The sequence below is a fragment of the Collinsella sp. AF23-2 genome, assembly GCF_003459245.1.
In the GTDB taxonomy this organism is placed as follows: Bacteria; Actinomycetota; Coriobacteriia; order Coriobacteriales; family Coriobacteriaceae; genus Collinsella.
This window is the reverse complement of record NZ_QRVG01000001.1, coordinates 341116-356549: the sequence shown is the minus strand read 5'-3', so window position 1 is coordinate 356549 and position 15434 is coordinate 341116. Positions and strand designations below refer to the sequence as shown.

Below are 15434 nucleotides of genomic sequence, written 5' to 3'. Positions count from 1 at the left end.
AGAGCATTTCCCAGTTGACAAAACTATAGGAACACCCCCCACGCTTACGCCATCTATTTTTTGTGCGATCCAAAGTATCGCTAGCTCACGCTCTTCACTATCATCAAATTTGCAGGTCTCATATTTGATGTTTCATTCAGCTCCTTAGAATCGATAACCAAATCCCATTGTCCATTTTGGCCCGGCAATGATCGGCAAAGTTGTTTGTTAGGTATACGAAACAATCGATTAACTGGAGTCAAACGCTTAACTCCAAAACATTTCAAACTGACAATTTCGATACATAATAAAGCTGCCAGTGAATTCAAACAGTTCTCCAAATTAGCTTTTCTAAAATACGTACCACGATCATGTTTCACAGCGTTATAGCTATCCCACCAAGTTAATTTTGCATACATTCCATTTATCCACGCATTAAAAGGTTTGAGTGAAATACTCTGGTTAATCGCAATGTCAACTACCTCATTTACAAAGGCAATATCATTCAAAGCAGACAGGCACTCGAATGCTTCCTTGATATTAGATGGTCTATTTCCGGATCGAAGTTCGACATAATCTTTAAAAACCGAATCAAATTCAGAACAAATCGATAAAAGCATCTTTGCAAATTCAACTGAATAAGTTGAGAAATTATCGTTGCTCAGCTCAACATAATTAAAGGAATTAACAAGCTCTCTTTCAAGAACCAAGTAGTAATCCCAATTTGATAAAGATAAACTCATAGACAAGCAACTCCCGTTAACGTAAATTACACCAAATTATCTTTCGAAATGCCCCCGTAGATATAGCAATCGCCAGCTCAGAAGTCTACTGACGCCCGATTCAGCTGACAAATAATTGACTATACGGCACTATTAAAGGATAACTAGCACTGTTCATCTACAGGAATATCCAGTTTATTCGCCGCGCAAATGCAAAGCTCTTTATCCTCTTGAGTCATCCTGCTCCCAAGAATAACTCGCAACGGCTTGCATGGGCGTTGTACATAATTCATCTCAAGCTCATCTGGCTCTGGTACAAGACGGGCACGATATTCGTTCTCCCGCTCAAACACACTGCCCTTTCTGTAAATTGCCCGTAGATCACTAAGCATGTCATCACTGCTCACATTAAGACCAAGCATCCTAGCAGCAGTCCAAGCAATTTGAGGGTCGCAATTAAATGGTTCGTCATCATATAAAATTGGTAATAATTCAGTGCGCATTCCGTTAGCTATGTTGCAATTGCGAATAGCTTCTCTGTCGTAAGCAAGAACGAAACCCGCTTGGCTTTCGGAATATACATTCCACATATTCGAATCGCTAGGATTGTCCGTTAGGCACAAAATGCGACAACAATTTCGGCAGCTATTCTGATGAACTGGGGCAACAAATCCTCCAACAAATAAGCGCAAGTTTTTAACAGCCGAGCGAAAAAGACTAACTTTTCCCTCATCGGATAGTATCTCGAACTCATCTATTCTTGCTGGATTAAAAGGAGCCCCCAGAACCCCTAAAACAAACGCAAGTCGTCTAAAATCAATTTGATTTATTATCTTTAACGCTTGTTCATCATCATTGAGATTACTTTCGATTTCATCTATACCATTCCAGTTATAGATCGGTACCGAGTCGCACTGATCGCTGAAAACCTTTGGATGAGAAAATGTAACAGTCGCGTTTTCTAGATCGGCAAAAGCGTATTCACTTGGAGGTCGATAGCGGTAAAGCATTCGCGGGACGAGAGAAGTCGATAGCGCTTCCAGCTCCTTCTTTGCGGAAACAATGGAGGCGCCATCGTTTTGCTTGGCAACGAGATTAGCCAGCGTCTCCCGATATGTTTCTTTCTGTGTCAAGCTTAGCGCCATGCAATATCGCTTCCCGATCTAGCTAAATTAGATGCAGTTGATTTTATCCAGTGCAATAATACTGAATGCACATACGAAGCAGAAGTCATGTCTATCAACTACCAAAAAATGATTCCGATTGGAACGTACCGGAAATCGTAAAAGCTGCCAACGGATATATTTATAATAGCCTGAGATGGCTAGAGATGAAAACATATAGTCATCAAGCAGTCTTGTCCTCCGATGAAGACGCCAGCTATGACATCGAATTCCACTCTCTGTCAGGTCGCTTTACCAATTACGGAGCGCCGCAGAGGCTGCAGAAGCAGTCGAGTATGCAGAAAAGATTTATATGGGCGCGTCAATTAAAAAAGCTCTGTTAGACCAGGATTGACACACATCTGTCCCCACGGCGCCATATCGTTAGCCTCGTAGACCGCGGGGCAGCATGAACGCCGAGGACCTGGTAATCGCCTTCAAACGGGACATGGCGAAGCTGAGCGGGACCGAGCGCCGCCGCGCGATTGAGTCCGTCAGGGACGTGATCCGCGCGGCGGCGTTCGACGACACGGCCGGCTCCGCCTACGAGGTCGAGCGCAGCCGCGTCTGCCTCAAGACCGCCTACGCCATGCGCCATAGGCTGATCGAGTGCCTCTCGGCCCACTGCCCCCATTCAGGGCCGGGCGGGGCTGCGGCGGCGAGCTCGACGAGATCTACTTCCCTGAGTCGCTCAAGGGCAAGGGCAACCGCGCGAAGGGGTTGTTCGCGATGCCGTATCGGCAGCATAGAGACGGTATGTCCATTTCGTCTCTTTTAGCGCTGAATACCATGTATCGGGTTCATTTTCTCATGCCTTATAAGGAATATATGAGACGGCTGAATTCGTAGATGCCTGTTGTAAATGAATGTATGTGAGAAAGCTAACAACTACATAATAAGAGTTGCGTTTGGCATCAGGCAACGAAAACCGTTGCATTTTGTCTCTTGCAACTAAAAGGGTTGCGTTTGGTATATAGCAACGAAAACAGTTGCATTATGTCTCATGCAACTAAAAGGGTTGCTTTTGGTGTCTAGCAACGAAAACAGTTGTGCACGGGCAAGATAACCCTCACGCTTTGCGAATGATATCTTTGTTCCTGCAAATTAAAACACGCAATGTTATAGATAGACGAAATCTGATTAGCGGGCGACGATGAATGCCACATCTCTATTATCACGGGGACTGCCGCCCCAGAAAAACCCGATATGGCAATCGACGCTGATAGCAGTCTTAAAGAACATGACGTCGCCCTCACTCGACCTAGAACCGTTCGAGAATCTCCTCGGCGTTCTCTCGCAGATAGATATCTAGGTCCGGCACGGCAAACTGCACGTAGCCCCTCTGTGGTGCCTGAATAACCTCTCTTTGTAGCAATTTTGCCCTAATGGAGCTGACCTCATTGGTCTTTTTACCCATGCGCTTAGCAATCTCGGATGATTTGGACTGTTGTTTATCCTCGCACATGGCCAAAAGGTATTTGATATCGTTGAGCCCCAGTCCAGAAATCGCGGGCTCGTGAACAACATCGTGAAAACGAGCCTCTGCCAGCGCAATGCCTTCAGTGACGTCGGGCCCGCTCACAATGGCTCTTTTGGCACGATGCAAGTTGGCGCGCTGCCAAATGGAATAACCGACCAGTTGCACCAGATAGGCATAGCCCTTAGTGGCCTTAGCGGCTCTCGACAGGAGATTGTCCTCTATGGTCAAGCCAGTCGCGACAAAGCTATCGCCCATAGAGAGCGCTACCTCCACCTGGTTGATAGGCGCCAGATCTTCGGGGAGGGCACGACGCAAGAACGTAAGCGCCTTGCCGTTAATAAGATCCATAACACCGGCGGGTAACCCGGCAAAGGCAAGTGCGATATCTACTTTTTCCCCTATCAAAAGCTGAACCGTAGACGCAATGGCACGCATATCGTCAATCGGAGCGTCCTGAACTTCATCGATGGCAATAAAAAGACCCTCGGATGACTTCGCCGCCGAACTTAGCAACTTTCTAAGGCTCGACTCTTTGGGTGCAACATCGACTTTCGCAGAAACAAAGCCGGCGTTTACACCGACCGAAGCATTGGCCGCAAGGGAAGAATCAGCAACCTGATCCTTCAAGTCCAGCAATAGGTTAGGGCCAGCAGAAACAATAGCGGTCTTCCATCCAAGCTCTCGCGCACGATCCCTAAGATCGCAGAGCAAAACAGTTTTTCCGGAGCCCCTCGGTCCAGCAATACGCATGAGCCTCGCAGGTGCACCAATTCCCGCATTCAAACTCTCGGTAAACTCAAGGGCAATATCATCACGACCAATTATGCGCGGAGGCTCAGCGCCGGCAGTGGGACGAAACGGATTATGGAATGCTGTGGCGCTCACTTGTTTGCCTTTCTAGGGAATCGATTAACAGCCAATCATCGGTTAAATAATTATCGCAGACTATATCGAATAATATCGAGTTATATAAGGCTGTATAAACTTATCGCGGAAGTATCGAGCTTTCGTAATATGACTTAGTTAATAGTCCACCATTGCTTTCTTCCAAGCTCATAGCGAAAGAAAGTTCAGGACTTCCTAAACCCATTGCCTTAATACGAGAAATACTCGCTCTCGGCAGATAGGTTTGGCCCCAACCACGGATCGCCGCTGAGGAAGAACTCCGGCCAGCGCTGCATGAACAGTGCTTGCTCACGCTTCCAGCGGCGCAGCTTTTCCTCGTTGGCCTCTTCCCTGCCGCGCGAGGTGAACTCGTAGTGATACAGGGGTGAAGATAGGTAGGCCCGGCCGTGCGCGGTAGCTCCGCGGGCGGCCGGGCCGGTTTTGCCTCTTGGCAATGTTCAACTCATATTAAAAGGGAGGAGTCGACTGATCGGCCCCTCCCACGGCGTTTCGCCGTTTCTCTCTGCACATATTAGCACACGGAAGGAACGTCACCGCTTGCGCCCGTAGCCATCGATGAACCCCTCAATAAATCCGTATTTCTGCCGGTCACCGCTTCCGACGATCATCATGTACGTATCAACCCCGACAGCGCTCTCGAGCTTCTCGAGCTCCCGCAGGCATTTCCGAAGAAAATCTCTGGAACGCTTCTTCTGATGCGTTAGCAAGGTCAATAGGTAGGCCAGGAGAACGATGTAGTCGATTATGGAATTGAAATTCAACCTGTACCCGATAGAAAGATCCTCATCGAGAAGCTCGCCAACCGCGGCCAGGTTTCTGTCGGTCTTGGGATACTTAACCGATTGGCTGAACCTCGAATCAAATACCGCCCCGTTATGGGCGACCGCGTTCCTTAAGGGACGAATCGTCTCGACGATGTTGATGACGATGCCGGGGTTCGCATGTAAGAGACCTAGGTCGCTTGCGATATCGGCGAGGATTTCATCGGGAAGGCTTCTGCATACGCTTGTGAGATCGCCGAGGGTCATCACCTCGAAAATGCTCCAAACGGGCGCGTCATCGTCGCGATCGACATAATGCTTCACGAGATCGTTTTTGTAACTCCGTCTCACGATGTTCTGAAGCTGGCTCTTGAGCTTGAGCTTTTCCCCCATCTGCCCGTTCACGACCCTTCCGTTGACATCCCTGCATGTCCGGAGGCCGCGCTTTAAGAAGGTCGCCAGCCCGGGGTCCTCTATGTTCTCAAGTATTCTGGCCAAGACTATGTTTTTAACCGCCGTTTCGATGAACATTATCTCCGGGTAGATTGCAGCCTTGATGGCGGAATCGAACCCGTATATGTCCATGAGTGCATCGAACGAAGGGAGGGGGAGCGCATTTTTGGGCTTTCGGACAAACCGGAAGCCTTTATAGCCATGGAAATAGCCCATGTTTCTCAGCAGTATCTTTCTGTCGCTCCCCCGCAAATCCTCCATACCGTGATTCGTCCTCATGTGCTTCATGAGGGAATTGATGCTCATGCCCTTCTTCATCGAACCTCCCTTGGCCTCCTTCTAGGAAATTATATCCCAGCCCGCCTCGACGGGGCGAGCCTGTCGTTGGCGCCGGCCTATTTGTGTTTGTTAACGTCGTGATTGCGGGTTTGATCACATCCGATTTTCAGAATTGAGCACGATAGTTTTTCGGTTTTGAGCACGGCCACGCCGACCAGACCGCATGCCTTAACGTTGTCGGTGCGTCGTATCGGCAACGAGCAAAGGCAGGAGGGAATGATCGACGTGGACAAGATAGAGGACGCAGGTGGCGGGCTGCAGGGCCATGCTCGAGGCCGAGCTCGCGCACAGGGACGCGACCAAGAGGGCACGGCTGCTCAGGCAGGCGAGGCTCCCCGTGCACAAGTCGGCCGAGGGGTTCGACTGGTCGCACGTGCGGTTCTCCGAGGGCTGGGGCCGCGACGACATGCTTTCGCTGGGCTTCGTCGGCCCCCGCGAGGACCTCGTGTTCTTCGGCAAGACCGGCAGGGGCAAGACCCACATGGCCGTGGCCCTGGCGATGCGCACGGCCGCCGCCATCTGGTCGTCGCCGAACACCGCGCCCCACCGGCTGAACTCCAGGTTCGTGGTGATGACCACCGACTGCCGCTCGTAGGCGTCGGCGAACACCTAGAAGAGCGCGCGCGCCGTCGAGATCCAGCGGCAGGAAGCCGAGCTCGTCGATGACGAGCAGCCTAGCGCAGCCGATGAGCGCGGCCTCACGGTCAAGGCGCCCCTCGTCGCGGGCGCGCCGCAGCCGCATGACGAGCGATGACGCGGTGAAGAAGCGGGCCTCCATCCTCCGCTCGCACGCCAGCATGCACAGCGCCGAGGCCATGTGCGTCTTGCCGGTGCTGACGTCCCCCACCAGCACGAGGTCCTCGCAGAAACCAGTTTCATGGAGCGTTTCATTGAAAATCCCCCTAATCTAGCAACGGTTTAAAGTCTACTAGATTGGGGGGGGACGCGAGCCAAGTCGACAAAGGCAGTTAACCGGCGGCTATTCATGCCTCGATTTAGAACCGCTCGAGAATCTCCGCAGCATTCTCTCGCAGATAGATATCTAGGTCCGGCACGGCAAACTGCACGTAGCCCCTCTGTGGTGCCTGAATAACCTCTCTTTGTAGCAATTTGGCCCTAATAGAGCTGATCTCATTGGTCTTTTTACCCATGCGCTTAGCAATCTCGGCTGATTTGGACTGTTGTTTATCCTCGCACATCGCCAAAAGGTATTTGATATCGTTAAGTCCCAGTCCAGAAATCGCGGGCTCGTGAACAACATCGTGAAAACGAGCCTCTGCCAGCGCAAGGCCTTCGGTGACATCGTGTTCGCTCACAATGGCACTTTTGGCACGATGCAAGTTGGCGCGCTGCCAAATGGAGTAACCGACCATTTGCACCAGATAGGCATAGCCCTTAGTGGTCTTAGCGGTTCTCGACAGCAGTTAAACCATTGTCTAAAGCGAGAAATACTCACTCTCGGCAGATAAGTTAGGCCCCAACCACGGATCACCCGTCAAGAAAAACTCCGGCCAGCGCTGCATAAACAGCGCTTGCTCGCGCTTCCAGCGGCGCAGCTTTTCCTCGTTGGCCTTTTCCCTGCCGCGCGAGGTGAACTCGTAGTGATACAGCTCGGCATAAGGCGTATAGATGGTGTGGTAGCCCGCCTCCCATACGCGCAGGCAAAAGTCTGCGTCGTTAAAGCCAACGGCGAATTCCTCGTTGTAGCCGCCGACGCGCTCAAATACGTCGCGTCGCACCATCTGGCAGGCACCCGTTACGGCGCTAAAGTTGCCCGGGCGCACAGCGCGGGCAAGATAGCCCTCGCGCTTTGCCGAGAAGTCCTGGTTGGCATGGGCAAGTGCCCCACGCACGCCAACCAAAATGCCGGCATGCTGCACCAGATGATCGGCAAAGTAGAGTTTGGCGCCCACCACGCCCGCATCGGGACGCTGCAGATAGCCCATCATCTCTTCGATAAAGTCCGGGCTTATGACCTCGGTATCGTTGTTGAGCAGCAGCAGGTAGTCGCCCTTGGCGTGCTTCACACCAAAATTGATGATCTGAGAGTAATTGAACTCGCCCGGCCAGCACACAACACGCGCGATGCCCTTGCCTTCGGATGCTGCAGCCACGCGCTCTGGCAGGGTTTCGTAATACGCAAACGTCTCCGGGGCTTCGCTGTTGTTCTCCACCAAGACGATCTCGTAATTGGTATACGTTGCCTTCTGAGCGATCGACATCACGCAGGCATCGAGCGTCTCAACGTGATCCTTAGTGGGAATCACAATGCTCACCAGCGGCGCAGACTCCGGCAGCGCATAACGCATGTGATAGACAAACGGCGTCTCGGCCTCCTCGACCGTTCCGCAAATGCCCAGCGCGTTAAAGTGGCGCTGAAGCGCAAGGCGCCCAGCTTCAATAGCATACGGCTTGCTATCGGCAGAACCGTCGGCGGTTGAACCGGGATGCACGCGCCAGTGATACAGTACGTGCGCAACATGTTCAAACCGCGCGCCCGCCGCAAGGCAGCGGAGCGTCAGGTCGTAATCTTGGGCGCCCGCGACGTCTTCCGGCGACATGCCAATGCGATCAATAAGCGCCTTCTGCACCATCAGGAAATGCGTCACGCAGTTATGGCTATAGAGCAGGTCGACGTTGAGCTTGGTCTTAAAGACCGGCTGGCCCCACTCCCCCGTTTTCTGGAACATGTCCTCGTCGCAGAACAGGACCTGGGGACGCTCGTCCTCGGCAGCCTTGTTCAGCGCGGCAACATAGTGGAACAACGCGTCCGGTTCCAGGATGTCGTCATGGTCCAAGAACGCGATGTAGTCGCCCGTCGCTTGCTCGATACCTGCGTTGGTGTTGACCACAATGCCGCCGTTGCCGGGAAGCTCGATGCGACGGATGCGCTCGTCGTTGGCACCTGCCGCAAGGGCGGCCACCGCATCCCATTCAGGCGAGGCATCCATAAGGAGCAGTTCCCAGTTGTCATAACTCTGGACTAGCACCGAGTCCAGCAGCTCGCGCAGGTATTCCCGATCAGTCTTGTAGCACGGCACCACAATACTCACGAGTGGTCTATAGGCAAAAGCCACCGAAGCGACACGCTGGCACGCTAAATCGCCCGGCTTTGCGCGATGTTGCTCAAACCAACGTCGATAAGCTGCGTCGTCTGCACGCGCGTCCTTCATGCGGTTCCAGCTGTCGTCGACAATGCCGTTGTACAGGCGACCATCCATGGCGCAAAAACCGCTCTGGATTAGGCCCGTGGGATCAGCCGCAATCGCGACAAAATCACGTATATCCTGGGGCATCTCAACGCTCAAATACGTTTTATTGACGCGGCAACCGTTGCGCTGCGGCACATCGATCTGCGATTCAAACACATGCACGGTGACATCGATGGCATTCATATGCGCATCGAAAATCTGGAGCTCAGGGGTGCACTTGGAGTCTCCCACCCACGTAACCTCATAGCGCCACACCGCGCCGGCGTCTGCCGGCAAATAGCGAATGGCATCGATCTCGTAGCGACCGCAGCATTCGCCACGCTGCGCATCGCGGATAAGCGCACACAGCGCAGGCTTTGCTTTGTAGTTAATCTTGGATTCCAGCTTGGCCACGCGGCTATCGAGGCGAATAGAGCCCAACCTTTGGCCACCGAATGCAAAAACGGCATCCATCGACGAGCCATCCAAAAACGGAAGTACCAAGACGGCGAGCTCGCGTTCGTAATCGGAAACGGAAGGGCAAAGCGCCAGCACACGGCCATGATCGACCGGGAGTACCAGCGACGGCACACAAGAGCCGCTCGTCGTCGCATGGGCAAACGCTTGAGAACCCTCCCGCTCAATAAGCGCGGTGACATCCTGACCGGCAAAACGAAGCAGCACAAACAGACGGCCCTGACTGCGGCAAAGCGCCAAACGCTTGATACTCATCTACACTTCTCGCTTTCCCAGGGCGTTCGCTGCCATGCGTTTGCAGGCACCCAGGCGCCCAAACCTCAAGACGTCGTAATCGAACATGAGCTTTTTACATGCACGGGCATTGGGGGCCTTGCTGGTAAGCGCCGCACGCACCATAGCAGCAACAGAAGGAGCGCATTGTGCGAGCGCAGCATCGCTGCCCACGGCAGAACCGGCAAGCGCCGTGGCAACGGCAGCAAACACCTTGCCGCAGTCCGAACCCAGCAACCTGAGCGCATCGTACAGCACCAGATCGCATAGGAAGTACGCCAGGTCATCGGCATACTGGACATCGAGACCGTCGCGCTGCCAGTCAGCCAGCACAGCGGAGTAAATCTTCACATGCTCCAGCAGACGCGTCTCGTCGTCATAGCGCATGGTGTCCATGAGCGAGCCCTTGCGCGCCACGCGGTAGTCATACAGCTTGTTCGAAATAAGCGCGGTCTTGCGCGAGCGACCGTACACGGCAAAATCGAAGACCTGGTCCTCGCCATACTTAACGGTTTCGTCGAACACGATCCCGTTGCCCAGCAAAAACTCACGCTTGCAGGCGGTGCGCCATGCAAAGGGGCGAGACGCTTCCTTAAACAGCAGGTCAGAGCTATAGCCTTCAAACGACACATCGCGCGGGCTCAGCACATAGTTAAGCCACGGATACCCCGCCTCCAGCGGATACGGATTCGCGCCAAAGGTCAACACGTCGCAATCCTCGCGTTCAAAGGCATCGACGATCACGCGGCATGCATCGGGCGTAAAGCGGTCGTCGGAATCCAAAAAAGCAACAATAGGCGCCGTGGACGCAGCGATACCCGCATTGCGGGCGCTCGACAGGCCGCCGTTGGGCTTATCGACCAGCGTAAAGCGCGCGTCCTTTTCGCAATAGGCAGCCGCAATATCGCGCGAACCGTCCGGCGAGCCATCGTTGACCAGCACGCCTTCCCAATCGGGCATGTCCTGCGCAAGCAGGGAGTCCAGGCACCAGGCCAGGCACTCCTCCACGTTATAGATAGGAACGACAACGGAAATCTTGGGGGTAGCCATAGTCAAGTGCTCCTACTGTGCGACCGGAACGTCATCGGGGTGCGGGTTGTCGCCGTAGGCGCGCTGATACGTCAGCACGCGCCAGACCAGCGGCAGGCCGCCGATCTTAAAGTAGTGTTTAAACGTATTGAGCTTGCCCGGCTTCTTAAAATCAAAGCGCGAATCGATATAGGCGCGGGGCGACTTGACCATCAGTCGCAAGTCGGTCTCGCCACGCGGGTCGAAGAGAGACAGGTCAAAGCGACCGGCATCCCAATCGGCCTTGAGCTCGGGAGATGCCTTCTCCCAAAACTGCTCGCGCAATTCATCGACCAGGCGCTCATCATTCCAACGGTACGTATCGACCTTCATGCGCATTAAAATGCCCTGGAGCTGAGCCTTAAGCTCGGGGCGTTCATCCAAAAAGCGCTGCATCTCGGTATATTCGTCGCACACGCAAAACACCTTGTTAGGAGAATTAACGGAGCTCTTCTCGTTATCTTGGCGATAGCACAAAATGGGGTCCGCGATAAACGCAGCACGCTCGGCGCATGCCCAGACCTTAAAGTTAAAACCCGCATCCTGATACGAAGCACCTGGCGTGGGAAGAAACCGAATCTGATTGTCGTTGAGGAACTCGCGCCGGTAGATAGCCGACCAAATGGAAGGTTTGCGGTAGAAGATGCCCGGGCGATCGACGGGGCGATACGCGGCGCCCGTCATATGCTCGTCGATGATCCCAAACAGCTCACGGCGCTCGCTGGGCGTGGACCAATACAGGTAAAAGTCGCCCTTTACCACATCGGCATGCTCAGCATCGGCCTTGGCGACCAGCTTTTGGAGCGAATCCTCAAACATAAAGTCGTCGGACTCAAGGATGCCCACGTACTCACCGCGCGCCATCTCCAGGCCGCGGTTCATCGAGTCGCCGTAGCCGCTGTTGGCTTTATCGATCATCTTCACACGGGGGTCTCGCTCCATGTACTCGCGGATGATGTCTGGCGAGCTATCGGTGGAGCCGTCGTTGATACAGATGATCTCGATATCCTTGAGCGTCTGCGCCACGGCGGAATCGAGGCACTCGCGCAGGTAGCGTTCGACATTGCAAATGGGGACAAGCAGAGAAACTTTAGGGGTATCAGAGTTCTGCAAGAGAACCTCCTGTTGGATAGCGTGTAACAGGGTTATTTTAGCAGCCGAGTTGCGGCGGGCGGCAGCGCTTGGAATTAGATAAAGCGCTCCAGGCAGGCTTTGAGACCGCGAGTCGAAAGATAGAACAGCGTGGCGTCTGCCATCGAAACGCCCGAGGTCGCCGCAACGAGCTTGTGGGCAACACGGCAAACGGCGCCCTTAGCAGGCATATCCGCCCACTCCGTTCCCAAAAACGTCGTGAGGTCCATGTTGACGCGAGCCGCCACGCGATGGAAGTCATCGGCATCCAAGCGCGCCAGGTCGAACACAATGAGGTCTAAAAACCAAGTTATCAGCTCGCCGGGGCACAGGTCCAAAAGACCGTAGGCCGCCCAGCCCTCCAAGACCTCCTCGAGCATCCTCATGTGGGCGTCAAGCTTTTTGACGCGAGCCTCGGCACTGTTGAACTCATGCGTCGCCGATTCGCTCTCCATCACGTAGTGGTAGAACTTGTCCGGCATGACAACGGCCTTGCGGGCAAGCGCATAAGCCGCAAATTGGAAGACAACGTCCTCGCCCAAAGCCAAACCGGGGGCGAAGCGAATGCCTTCGCGATTGAGCAGCTCGCGCGAAAAAGCCGCACGGCAGGCGTAGGGCTGCGCATTCGCATGGAACAGCAACTGGGGATCACGGGCGCCGAAGGTACCGGCTTTGGGGCTCATGAGTTGTTGGACGCGTTTGGGGGCAGCATCGGCTGGTTCACAGACGCCGCCAAAAACGGAGACCTCGGCATCTGCAGGCTCCATGGCATGCAGCACGCGCTCGACCGTCTGGACATCGATGTAATCGTCGGCGTCCACAAAAAAGACGGTCTCGCCCTCGGCGGCATCGATACCGGCATTTCGAGCGCACGAGACGCCCGCGTTTTCCTGGTCAATAACCAGTACGCGATCGTCGGCCAGCTCGATCTGGCGCAACACGTTCAACGAATCATCGGTCGAACCGTCGTTGACGCAGACAACCTGAATCGAGCGCTCGGACTGGGCCAACAGCGAATCGACGCATCGCTGAATGGAGCGCGCAGAGTTGTAAACGGGGACGACAATGGTAGCTTTAGGACACGAGGCCTCTCCCATGCCGACCTACCCCCTCAGCGATTCGATGAGGAAGGCGGCGACCACGCCTGGGCCTCCAACCGAGGCGTAATACTTAGCACGCCCCAAGGCACCATCCGTCGCAAAACTCGGATGCTCGTCAACCCAGCCCTCAGGATCTTTGAGGATGGCAGCGAGATTTGCGCGCTTCCACGGCTTGAGATCGTCAAGCGAAAACTCCCCCGCGTCCAAGGCCGCTTGGAACTCCTTGGCCATCTGAACCAGGAACTCCTTATAGAACTTAGGCGCTAGACGCACGTAGTTCCACATGTACGAATCGTACTTAATGAGCTGATTGAACTTGAGCATGCGCGCGACGTCATCACTTGCGTGGTCGCGGGCATAATCCTCTCGAATCCAACGCTCAATCTCGGCATACTCGGTATTGACGCAAAAGACCTTAGCCGAAGAATTGACCGAGGAATTCTCGTTGTCCTGGCGATACGACAGCACGGCATCGTGCAGGTAAACAGCCTTATCGGCGCACGCGATCACCTTAAAGGCGAATGACGTGTCCTGAAAGGATGCCCCCGGAGTCGGCAGGAACGTAATGCCGTTGCGCTCAAGAAAATCGCGACGGTACACGGCCGACCAAATCGACGGCTTTTGCTTAAAGAACTGCGTCGTATCGCTCGGGTGCACCGGCTTGCCACAGTCCTTGGCTTTAAACATCTCGTGCAGCGAACGGCGCTCCTCGGGCTTAGACCAGTAGAAATCAAAGTTCGCCTTCGCGAAGTCGGCATTATTGCTATCGGCGGCCGAGACAAGCTTTTCGAGTGCGTCGGACGCCATAAAGTCATCGGACTCCAAGATGCCCACGTACTTGCCGCGCGCCATCTCCAGACCGTGGTTCATCGAGTCGCCGTAGCCGCTGTTGGCCTTGTCGATCATCTTGACGCGCCTATCGTGCTCCATATACTCGCGAATAATCGCCGGCGAGTTGTCGGTCGACCCGTCGTTAATGCAGATGATCTCAATATCCTTGAGCGTCTGTGCCAGGGCGGAATCGAGACACTCGCGCAGGTAGCGCTGAACATTGTAAATGGGAATAAGCAGCGACAGAACAGGGCTGCCAGAGACGTTAGTAGACAAATGTGCTCCTTAGGAAATACCTGTCGTTTCATGGTATCAAAGGGTCAGCGCGCCAGCGGGCGTTTATATAATCTATGGAGCCTCTTGCGGGCAAAGTAGCCGCACGTCATGCGGCGGGCCCGTGGCAGGTTCCTGCGTTTTATTCAAAGCTTGCCGTCAAGGTGCGCCGAGCCTTTACAATAGGACAGTCCCAAGGACGTATTCGATAGCTTCCGCGCAGCGCTCGCCCGCCGCGCGTGAAAGGATATATTGCCCCATGCCTTCAACCCTTCCCGCTCCCATCGATAAGCTCGCCATCGTTGTCGTTACGTACAAGCGCCAGGAACTCCTGGCCAACCTGTTCGACTCCATGACCGAGCTCACGGCAACGCCCTGGCGCATCGTGATTGTCGATAACGAGAATTCGCGCGAGACCGAGGCCATGTGCACCGCATTCAACGAGCGCCTGGCCAGCCTGTGGGGCATCGACACCGAGCAGCCCGACGCGCAGGGCGGCACCGACCGTGTCATCTACGCCCCGCAGCTCGAAAACGGCGGCGGTGCGGGCGGCTTCTCCGCTGGCACTAAATGCGCCTACGATCTGGGGGCCCAGTGGTTCTGGGTGATGGACGACGACGTGCTCGTCATCCCCGAAGGCATCGAGCGTCTTGCCAAGTGGACCGACCGCTACGATGTCATCCAGGGTTCGCGCCTGGACTTTGACGGCGGCGCTTTCTTTTGGCAGTACCAGCTCATCCTTTCGCTCGGCATCCCTAACCCCATCGCCAAGTGGGACTTGGGGCCCGAGGGCTACCGCACCATGAACCAACTGTGCTTTGAGGGCGGCATGTTCTCGCGCCGCGTGGTCGACAAGATTGGCCTGCCCGACGCGCGCTTCTTTATCTACGGCGACGATGCCTGCTACGGCTACGTGGCCAGCCAGCACTTCCCCGCCGCCGTGGTTGCCGACGTGGTGCTCAAGCGCGCCCGCGCCGTCTCCAACTGGGATATCGCCGGCAAACGACAGCTCAACTCCACGAGCGACACCAACCGCTACTACATCATGCGCAACCGAGGCTTCCTCGCTCGCTATATGCAGATCTACGGTGACTACCACCCCATGCTGTTCCGTCTGGGCAATGCCGCGACCTTCTGCAAGGAGTTCATTCGTCTGGCAGCAGTCGACAAATGCTTTAAGACCGGCATTCCGGCGCTGCGCCGCGGCATGAAGGACGCCCGCAAGATCGTTAAGGATCCCAACTGGAAGCCCATGCCGCCCCTGAAGGACGCCGAGTAGTAAAGGGC

13 protein-coding genes and 1 pseudogene are annotated in these 15434 nt (G+C 54.6%); 2 read left to right on the top strand and 12 right to left on the bottom strand.

The window, feature by feature from the left end; genetic code table 11:
* Nucleotides 1-80: 80 nt before the first annotated feature.
* The 5 genes from DWY03_RS09980 to DWY03_RS01545 form a co-directional block, all read right to left on the bottom strand.
* Nucleotides 81-722 carry a hypothetical protein gene (locus tag DWY03_RS09980; protein ID WP_022094837.1) on the bottom strand — a complete coding sequence of 214 codons (642 nt, stop codon included), beginning with the start codon at nt 720-722 and terminating at the stop codon, nt 81-83.
* A 143-nt stretch (nt 723-865) separates the two neighbouring features.
* Nucleotides 866-1834 carry a DUF2971 domain-containing protein gene (locus DWY03_RS01565; protein WP_158558595.1) on the bottom strand — a complete coding sequence of 323 codons (969 nt, stop codon included), beginning with the start codon at nt 1832-1834 and terminating at the stop codon, nt 866-868.
* 1291 nt (nt 1835-3125) lie between these two features.
* Nucleotides 3126-4229: an ATP-binding protein gene (locus DWY03_RS01555; protein WP_233506801.1), complete on the bottom strand. Its 1104-nt coding sequence runs from the start codon at nt 4227-4229 to the stop codon at nt 3126-3128.
* A 209-nt stretch (nt 4230-4438) separates the two neighbouring features.
* Nucleotides 4439-4684, bottom strand: coding sequence for a hypothetical protein (locus DWY03_RS01550; RefSeq protein WP_117839759.1), 246 nt, complete (start codon nt 4682-4684; stop codon nt 4439-4441).
* A 96-nt stretch (nt 4685-4780) separates the two neighbouring features.
* A complete protein-coding gene (locus tag DWY03_RS01545; RefSeq protein WP_117757939.1) occupies nt 4781-5782 on the bottom strand; it encodes an Abi family protein in 1002 nt (333 codons plus the stop codon).
* A gap of 286 nt (nt 5783-6068) precedes the next feature.
* Here DWY03_RS01545 and DWY03_RS01540 point away from each other — a divergent pair, with 286 nt between their 5' ends.
* Complete coding sequence (locus DWY03_RS01540; protein ID WP_117757953.1) at nt 6069-6398, top strand: ATP-binding protein; 330 nt, start codon at nt 6069-6071, stop codon at nt 6396-6398.
* Here DWY03_RS01540 and DWY03_RS01535 read toward each other — a convergent pair.
* The 7 genes and pseudogenes from DWY03_RS01535 to DWY03_RS01505 form a co-directional block, all read right to left on the bottom strand.
* A pseudogene (locus DWY03_RS01535) lies at nt 6368-6620 on the bottom strand (ATP-binding protein); the annotation flags it as partial. The gene DWY03_RS01540 and the pseudogene DWY03_RS01535 overlap by 31 nt on opposite strands.
* A gap of 178 nt (nt 6621-6798) precedes the next feature.
* Nucleotides 6799-7119, bottom strand: coding sequence for a hypothetical protein (locus DWY03_RS01530; RefSeq protein WP_199410947.1), 321 nt, complete (start codon nt 7117-7119; stop codon nt 6799-6801).
* Between the two features lie 120 nt (nt 7120-7239).
* On the bottom strand, nt 7240-9726 hold the full coding sequence (locus tag DWY03_RS01525) for a glycosyltransferase (RefSeq protein ID WP_117839758.1): 2487 nt from the start codon (nt 9724-9726) through the stop codon (nt 7240-7242).
* Complete coding sequence (locus DWY03_RS01520; RefSeq protein WP_117839757.1) at nt 9727-10794, bottom strand: glycosyltransferase family 2 protein; 1068 nt, start codon at nt 10792-10794, stop codon at nt 9727-9729.
* Between the two features lie 12 nt (nt 10795-10806).
* The gene (locus tag DWY03_RS01515; protein WP_158558594.1) at nt 10807-11925 is read right to left on the bottom strand and encodes a glycosyltransferase family 2 protein; all 1119 of its coding nucleotides are present in this window, start codon (nt 11923-11925) and stop codon (nt 10807-10809) included.
* A 74-nt stretch (nt 11926-11999) separates the two neighbouring features.
* Nucleotides 12000-13040 carry a glycosyltransferase gene (locus DWY03_RS01510; protein ID WP_117839755.1) on the bottom strand — a complete coding sequence of 347 codons (1041 nt, stop codon included), beginning with the start codon at nt 13038-13040 and terminating at the stop codon, nt 12000-12002.
* Nucleotides 13041-13046: 6 nt separating this feature from the next.
* Entirely contained in the window at nt 13047-14150 is a 1104-nt protein-coding gene (locus DWY03_RS01505; protein ID WP_117758325.1) for a glycosyltransferase, read from the bottom strand.
* Between the two features lie 256 nt (nt 14151-14406).
* On the opposite strand from DWY03_RS01505, the gene DWY03_RS01500 reads away from it, so the two are divergent.
* Nucleotides 14407-15426, top strand: coding sequence for a glycosyltransferase (locus DWY03_RS01500; RefSeq protein WP_117655869.1), 1020 nt, complete (start codon nt 14407-14409; stop codon nt 15424-15426).
* Nucleotides 15427-15434: the final 8 nt, after the last annotated feature.

Coding starts and splice junctions, on each gene's coding strand:
- DWY03_RS09980 (WP_022094837.1), bottom strand. CDS start 722: ATGAGTTTATCTTTATCAAATTGGGATTACTACTTGGTTCTTGAAAGA.
- DWY03_RS01545 (WP_117757939.1), bottom strand. CDS start 5,782: ATGAAGAAGGGCATGAGCATCAATTCCCTCATGAAGCACATGAGGACG.
- DWY03_RS01540 (WP_117757953.1), top strand. CDS start 6,069: ATGCTCGAGGCCGAGCTCGCGCACAGGGACGCGACCAAGAGGGCACGG.
- DWY03_RS01525 (WP_117839758.1), bottom strand. CDS start 9,726: ATGAGTATCAAGCGTTTGGCGCTTTGCCGCAGTCAGGGCCGTCTGTTT.
- DWY03_RS01520 (WP_117839757.1), bottom strand. CDS start 10,794: ATGGCTACCCCCAAGATTTCCGTTGTCGTTCCTATCTATAACGTGGAG.
- DWY03_RS01510 (WP_117839755.1), bottom strand. CDS start 13,040: ATGGGAGAGGCCTCGTGTCCTAAAGCTACCATTGTCGTCCCCGTTTAC.
- DWY03_RS01500 (WP_117655869.1), top strand. CDS start 14,407: ATGCCTTCAACCCTTCCCGCTCCCATCGATAAGCTCGCCATCGTTGTC.